Origin of the sequence: Streptomyces sp. NPDC058525 (genome assembly GCF_042719495.1) — a bacterium.
Lineage (GTDB): Bacteria > Actinomycetota > Actinomycetes > Streptomycetales > Streptomycetaceae > Streptomyces.
In genome coordinates this window covers 49,167-56,365 of sequence record NZ_JBHXNP010000056.1, presented here as the reverse complement: position 1 = coordinate 56,365, position 7,199 = coordinate 49,167, and the positions used below count along the sequence as shown (strand labels likewise).

Annotated in this window: 4 protein-coding genes; all 4 read left to right on the top strand. The window is 73.6% G+C overall.

Annotated elements, in window-relative coordinates; translation table 11 throughout:
• Positions 1 to 1,029: 1,029 nt before the first annotated feature.
• The 4 genes from ACFWP3_RS24860 (at position 1,030) to ACFWP3_RS24845 (ending at position 7,172) form a co-directional block, all read left to right on the top strand.
• A complete protein-coding gene (locus ACFWP3_RS24860; RefSeq protein ID WP_384224906.1) occupies positions 1,030 to 2,406 on the top strand; it encodes a hypothetical protein in 1,377 nt (458 codons plus the stop codon).
• 34 nt (positions 2,407 to 2,440) lie between these two features.
• On the top strand, positions 2,441 to 3,061 hold the full coding sequence (locus ACFWP3_RS24855) for a TetR/AcrR family transcriptional regulator (RefSeq protein ID WP_384224912.1): 621 nt from the start codon (positions 2,441 to 2,443) through the stop codon (positions 3,059 to 3,061).
• Positions 3,062 to 3,217: 156 nt separating this feature from the next.
• A complete protein-coding gene (locus tag ACFWP3_RS24850; RefSeq protein ID WP_384224903.1) occupies positions 3,218 to 5,554 on the top strand; it encodes a molybdopterin oxidoreductase family protein in 2,337 nt (778 codons plus the stop codon).
• 73 nt (positions 5,555 to 5,627) lie between these two features.
• Positions 5,628 to 7,172, top strand: coding sequence for a CitMHS family transporter (locus ACFWP3_RS24845; RefSeq protein WP_384224900.1), 1,545 nt, complete (start codon positions 5,628 to 5,630; stop codon positions 7,170 to 7,172).
• The last annotated feature ends 27 nt before the right edge of the window (positions 7,173 to 7,199 follow it).

The following is a 7,199-nucleotide window of genomic DNA, read 5'->3' as shown; positions in this document are numbered from 1 at the left end:
GGGCGTGAACCCACCTCCCGCACGCCCCCAGCACCCGCTCACTGGAGCCAAAAGAACTCGGAACTCTGGTCCCAAAAGAAGTGCTTACAAACATCCTGACCCAACTCCTCGTCCGATGACCCCGCCGATGCCGATGCCGATGCCGATGCCGATGCCGACGGCGCAAGCCGTGCCCTCCCCGGCGGCCCGAACCGCCCCCGGCGGGGGAGCGGCCCGCGGCGCCGGGGCACGCCGGGGCTGCGTCCGGCCACCCGGATGCGAGCCCGGCGTGCCTGGCCGGAGCACCGGCCAGGTCGGGCTCAGGCCGGGCCCCCGGACCAGCCCTCCGGCGAGGCTCCGACCAGCGCCCCAGCCGGGGCTCCGCCCGATGCTCCGGCCAGAGTTCCAGTCCGGGCCTTGGCCGAGGCCGCAGCCAAGACTCGGGCCAGTGCCCCAGCCATTGTTCCGGTCAGGGCTCCAGTCGGGGCGCCGGCTGAGGCCCGGGCCAGGCCCCCAGCCAGGGCTCCGGCCGAGGTTCGGGCCACTGCCCCAGCCGATGCCCAGGCCACGGCTCCGGCTGAGCTGCGGGCCGCTGCCCCAGTCGATGCCCGGGCCAGGGCCCCAGCTAGGGCTTCGGCTGAGCTGCGGGCCGCTGCCCCAGTCGATACCCGGGCCAGTGTTTCAGTCAGGGCTCGGGCCACCGCGTCAGCCATTGCTCGGGCCAGGGCTTCAGTCAAGGCTCCGGCCGCTGCCCCGGCCGTTGTTCGGGCCAGGGCCGCGGCAAGGGCCTCGACTGAGGTGCGGGCCGCTGCCTCAGTCGATACCCGGGCCAGGGTCCCAGCCAGTGCCTCAACCAAGGCTCGGGCCAGGGCCCCAGCCAGGGCTTGGGCCACTGCCCCAGCCAAGGCTCCGGCCGCTGCCTCAGCCGATGTCCGGGCCAAGGCTCCGGGTGGGGCGATGGTGACCCCCGGTGGTCCGGGGCCGGGGTTCGGGCCCGGGGCTGGGCTGGGGGCTGTCCCGGGCGCCGGCGGTGGCGGGGTCGGTTCGGGCGTGGTCCCGTACCGGGCCGACGACCCGCTCACCGCACTCGCGCACGGGATCGGGTCCCAGCACGATCTGCCGATCTCTCCCTTCTATGCCTTCGCCGGAGCCTTCGCCGCGCTCTTCGTCTCCTTCCTCGCGTTGGGCCTGCTCTGGTCCACCTCCCGATTCCGCGGCGACAGCTCGGGTCGCCCCCTGCCCGCCGCCCTCCAGCGGGCCGCAGACGCACCCGCCACCCGCACCGCGCTGCGCGGACTCGGCCTCGCCGCCGCCCTCGCCGTCCTCCTCCACCTCCTCCTCGGTCCCGACGACCCCGCACGCAACCCCGCTCCCGGCGCCGTCTACGTCCTCTTCTGGGTCGGACTCGTCCCCGCCTCCCTCCTCCTCGGCCCCGTCTGGCGCCTGCTCAACCCGCTCCGCACCCTGCACCGCCTGCTCACCCGGGCCCGCCACCATCGCCGCGACGCTCACCGCCGCGATGCCAACCATCGCGACACCCGCCGCCACGACCCCGACCGCCCCCTTCCCGATCACCCCCTCCCCGCTCTCCCCGCCAGGCTCGGCCAATGGCCAGCCGCCGCCGGGCTGTTCGCCTTCACCTGGCTCGAGCTCGTCTCGCCCGATCCCGCATCGACCACCACCCTCCTCATCGCCCTCGCCGCCTACGCCACCGCCCACCTGCTGCTCGCCGCCCGCTACGGCGAGCGCTGGTTCGACCAGGCGGACCCCTTCGAGGTGTACTCCGCCCTCCTCGCCCGGCTCTCCCCCCTCGGCCGTCGCAGCGACGGCCGGCTGGTTCTCCGAAACCCCTTCCACGGACTCGACGCGACGCCCGAGCGGCCCGGACTCGTCGCCACCGTCTGCGTCCTGCTCGGCTCCACCGCCTACGACGGCTTCTCCGACAACCCCTCCTGGATCAACGCCCTCCAGACCTCCCCCCTCGGCCGCACCCCCACGGCCACGCTCGGACTGCTCGCTTCCGTCGCCCTCGTCGCCACCCTGTACTGCCTGTGCGCGGCGGCCACCCGCCTGGTCAGCGGCCCGCACCCCGGCCCGCTCACCGCCTTCGCGCACTCACTCGTGCCGATCGCGCTCGGCTATCTCGTCGCCCATTACTTCTCCCTTCTCGTCACCGAAGGACCACGCACAGTGAGCATGGCACTCGGCACTGACAACGCCCCCGAACCGTCCTCACCCCTGGACCCCGGGGGCCTCGCCGCCCTCCAGGTCATCGCCGTGGTCACCGGCCACGTGCTCGGCGTCGTCGCAGCTCACGACCGGTCCGTACGGCTCTTCCCGCCCGCGAAAGCCGTGGCCGGACAGCTGCCGCTGCTCGCGCTGATGATCACGTACACCATCGGCGGGCTGAGCCTCCTGCTGAACTGAGCCCCCGCTCGACACCGAAGCGAGGACCGGCATGATGGACCCCGTGCCTCCCGCCCACTCCCTGCGCCGCACCCCGATCCAGCAGCGCAGCGCCGACCGGCTCGCCCGGATCCTCGACGCCTGCGCCGAGCTGCTCGACGAGACCGGGTACGAGAACCTCAGCACCCGCGCCGTCGCCCTGCGCGCCGGCGTGCCGATCGGCTCGGTCTACCGCTTCTTCGGCAACAAGCGGGCCATGGCCATCGCCCTCGCCCACCGCAACCTCGACCGCTACGCCGACGGCATCGCGGACCGGCTCACCGGCCTCCCCACCGCCCAGTGGCGGCCCGTGGTCGACGCGATCCTGGACGAGTACCTGGTCATGAAGCGGAGCGTTCCCGGCTTCGCCCTCGTCGACTTCGGCGTGCCCGCGCCGCCGTCCGAGGGCCCGGAGGCCGACCCCAACGACCTGGTCGCCGCCCGCCTCACCGAACTGCTCTGCGCACACCTCGGCCTGACCCCCGACGCCACGCTGCGACGGGCCGTCCTCGTCGCCGTCGAGGCCACGGACGCGCTGATCCAGCTGGCCTTCCGCGCCGACCCGGCCGGCGATCCCGGCATCGTCGCCGAGACCCGCGCGATGATGCACGCCTATCTGGCCCGGGTACTGGACTGATTCGCCCGGCCGGCCGCCTGGCCCGCGCCCGCGCCCGAGCCCGCGCCCGAGAGCACGCCGACCGGCCCCCGCAGACCCCTCCCGCCCGTCCCAACCGGTCGGTATGCTCGGTGCGCCCGCGTGCCCGTGCCGCAGCCTGCCGCCCCTGGAGGGCCCATGCCCCGCACCGCCCTGCGCATCTGCCCCCTGTGCGAAGCCACCTGCGGCCTCACCCTCACCATCGAGGGCACCGCGGTCACCGGCGCCCGCGGTGACCGCGAGGACGTCTTCAGCCGCGGCTTCATCTGCCCCAAGGGCGCCGCCTTCGGAGCGCTCGATTCCGACCCCGACCGGCTGCACGCCCCGCTGGTCCGGCGCGACGGCCGGCTCCAGGAGGCCACCTGGGAGGAGGCCTTCGACGCCATCGCCGCCGCGGTCCCCGCCCTGGTCCGGGAGTACGGGCCCCAGGCGGTCGGTGTCGTCCTCGGCAACCCGAACGTCCACACCATGGCGGGCGCCCTTTACCCGCCGCTGCTCCTCAAGGCCCTCGGGACCCGCAACCTCTTCACCGCCAGCACGCTCGACCAGATGCCCAAGCACGTCTCCAGCGGACTGCTCTTCGGCGACCCCTTCGCCATCCCGGTCCCCGACCTCGACCGCACCGACTTCCTGCTGCTCCTCGGCGCCAACCCGGTCGAGTCCAACGGTTCGCTGTGCACCGCCCCCGACTTCCCCGGCCGGCTCAAGGCCCTGCGCGCCCGCGGCGGCACCCTCGTCGTCGTCGACCCGCGCCGCACCCGTACGGCCAGGCTCGCCGACCGCCACCTCGCCCCGCGGCCCGGCAGCGACGCACTGCTGCTCGCCGCCCTCGCGCACACGCTGATCGAGGAGAAGCTCGCGGCCCCCGGCGCGCTCGAGGAACTCACCGAGGGAATCGGGGAACTCGCCGCCGCACTCGGGAGTTTCACTCCTGAGGCCGTAGCACCCGCCTGCGACCTCATGGCCGCCGAGATCCGCGTCCTCGCCCGCGAGCTCGCGGCCGCGCCCACCGCTGCCGTCTACGCACGGATCGGCAGCTGCACCGTCGAGTACGGCACGCTCGCCAGCTGGCTGGTCGACGTACTGAACATCCTCACCGGCAACCTCGACCGGCCGGGCGGAGCCCTCTTCCCGCTCTCCGCGACGGCCCCCGCACCGAGGCCCGCCGGCCCCGGCAAGGGGTTCGCCCTCGGGCGCTGGGCGAGCAGGGTCAGCGGTCACCCCGAGGCCAAGGGCGAACTCCCCACCGCCGCGCTCGCGGAGGAGATCGAGACCCCGGGGGACGGGCAGATCCGGGTGCTGCTCGCCATCGCCGCCAACCCCGTCCTGTCCGCACCCGACGGCGACCGGCTCGACCGGGCGCTGGCCGGGCTCGACTTCATGGTCTCCGTCGACCCCTACCTGAACGAGACCTCGCGCCACGCCCACGTCGTGCTGCCCCCGCCGCCGCCCTCCCAGAGCGTGCACTTCGACTTCGCCTTCAACGGGTTCGCCGTACGCAACCAGGCCCGCTTCTCCCCCGCCGCCGTGCCGCTGGAGGAGGGGCGGATGGACGAGTGCGAGATCCACGCGCGCCTGATCCTCGCCGTCTCCGGCCTGCACGGCACCGCCGACCCGGCGGGCGTCGACGAGCTGGCCATCCAGTCCGCCCTGGCCAGGGAGACCGCCGCTCCGCACTCCCCGCTGCACGGGCAGGACCCGGCCCATCTCGCAGGCCTGCTCACGGGAGGGAGCGGCCCCGAGCGGCGGCTCGACCTGATGCTCCGACTCGGGCCGTACGGAGACCGGTTCGGCGCCGCCGACACCGCTGCCGCCGACGCCGCTGCCGCCGACGCCGCTGCCGCCGACGCCGCTGCCGCCGGCCGTGCTGCGGCAGGTCCGGCCGCAGGCCCGGGCGCCGGCCCGGCCGCGCACGGGCTCAGTCTGGAGCGGCTGCTCGCGTACCCGCACGGGATCGACCTGGGGCCGCTGGGGCCCCGGCTCCCGGGCGTGCTGAAGACCCGCAGCGGCAGGATCGAGCTGCTCCCGGACCCGATCGCGGCCGAGCTCCCCAGGCTGCGGACGGCGCTCGCCGAACGCCCTGCCGCCCTGGTGCTCGTGGGCCGCCGCCATCTGCGGTCCAACAACAGCTGGTTGCACAACGTCCCGGCCCTCACCGGAGGTTCCAACCAGTGCACCCTCCAGGTCCACCCGCAGGACGCGGACCGGCTGGGGCTCACCGACGGGGGCCGGGCCCGGATCACCGCCGACGGCGGCAGCCTGGAGGTTCCCGTGGAGATCACGGACACCCTGCGCACCGGGGTGGTGAGCCTCCCGCACGGCTGGGGCCACGACCGTGCCGGGGCCCGGCTCTCGGTGGCCGCGGCCACCCCCGGGGCCAACGTCAACCAGCTGCTCGACGGCACCCGGCTCGACCCGCTCTCGGGCACGGCCGTGCTCAACGGCTTCCCCGTCGCGCTGACGCCCCTGCCCTGAGCTGGGCTTTTGCTCGTATTGCTCACGCGTTGACGTCTTGTTGACGTGACGCGGAGGCACCTACGTTCCCAGCATGCTGACCATCCTCGGCTTCGCCATGATCGCGACCTTCCTGGTCCTGATCATGCTGAAGAAAATGTCGCCCATCGCGGCGCTCGTCCTCATCCCCGCGCTCTTCTGCGTGTTCGCAGGCAAGGGCGCCCACCTCGGCGACTACGTCATCGACGGCGTCGGCAAACTCGCCCCGACCGCCGCCATGCTGATGTTCGCCATCGTCTACTTCGGCGTGATGATCGACGTCGGCCTGTTCGACCCGATCGTGCGCGCCATCCTGCGCTTCTGCAAGGCGGACCCGATGCGCGTGGTCGTCGGCACCGCCGTCCTGGCGGCGATCGTCTCGCTCGACGGCGACGGCTCGACCACCTTCATGATCACCGTCTCGGCGATGTACCCGCTGTACAAGCGGCTCGGCCTGAGCCTGGTGGTCATGACGGGCGTCGCGGCCACCGCCAACGGCGTCATGAACACCCTGCCCTGGGGCGGCCCCACGGCCCGCGCCGCGACCGCCCTCAAGCTCGACGCCGGCGACATCTTCGTCCCGATGATCCCGGCCCTCGCGACGGGCCTGGTCTTCGTGTTCCTCCTGGCCTACGTCCTCGGTGTGAAGGAGCGCCGCCGGGTCGGCCTCCTGGCCATGCCCGAGGACGAGGACAAGGACAAGGACAAGGACAAGGACAAGGACAAGGACAAGGCCGTCACCTCCACCACCACCGTCGTCGAGCACGCCCCGGAGACCGCCTCCGCCCTGGTCTCCGCCGGTGCGGGCGGCTCCGCCGGGGCCTCGGCGGACCCGGCCGCTCCGGTAGGCCGCGGCGGTACGAAGCCCACCGCGACCGGCGGCTCCGATCCCGCGGCCCCGACCCCGGCGGCAGCCCCCGCCCCGGGCCCGGCCGCTGCCGACGCCCCCGAGGACGGGTTCCAGGGCCTCGACCCGCACCGCGCCACCCTGCGCCCGCGCCTGTACTGGTTCAACGCCGGCCTGACCATCGCCCTGCTCACCGCGATGATCATGGAGCTGCTGCCCATCCCGGTGCTGTTCCTGCTCGGCGCGGCCCTCGCCCTCACCGTCAACTACCCGCACATGCCCGACCAGAAGGCGCGGATCGCCGCCCACGCCGAGAACGTCCTCAACGTCGCCGGCATGGTCTTCGCCGCCGCCGTCTTCACGGGCGTCCTCTCCGGCACCGGCATGGTCAAGCACATGGCCGACTGGCTCGTCGGCGCCATCCCCGAGGGCATGGGCCCGCACATGGCGCTGGTCACCGGCCTGCTCAGCCTGCCGCTCACCTACTTCATGTCCAACGACGGCTTCTATTTCGGCGTACTGCCCGTCCTCGCCGAGGCCGGCGCCGCCCACGGCGTCTCCCCGCTCGAGATCGCCCGCGCCTCCCTGGTCGGTCAGGCGCTGCACATGTCGAGCCCGCTGGTTCCGGCCGTCTACGTCCTCGTCGGCATGGCCAAGGTCGAGTTCGGCGACCACACCCGCTTCACCGTCAAATGGGCGGCCCTGACCTCCCTGGTGGTCCTCGCGGCAGGGATGCTTTTCGGCATCATCTGATCCCGGCCGCCCCTGGCGCGCCGAAAA

Coding starts and splice junctions, on each gene's coding strand:
- ACFWP3_RS24855 (WP_384224912.1), top strand. CDS start 2,441: ATGGACCCCGTGCCTCCCGCCCACTCCCTGCGCCGCACCCCGATCCAG.
- ACFWP3_RS24850 (WP_384224903.1), top strand. CDS start 3,218: ATGCCCCGCACCGCCCTGCGCATCTGCCCCCTGTGCGAAGCCACCTGC.
- ACFWP3_RS24845 (WP_384224900.1), top strand. CDS start 5,628: ATGCTGACCATCCTCGGCTTCGCCATGATCGCGACCTTCCTGGTCCTG.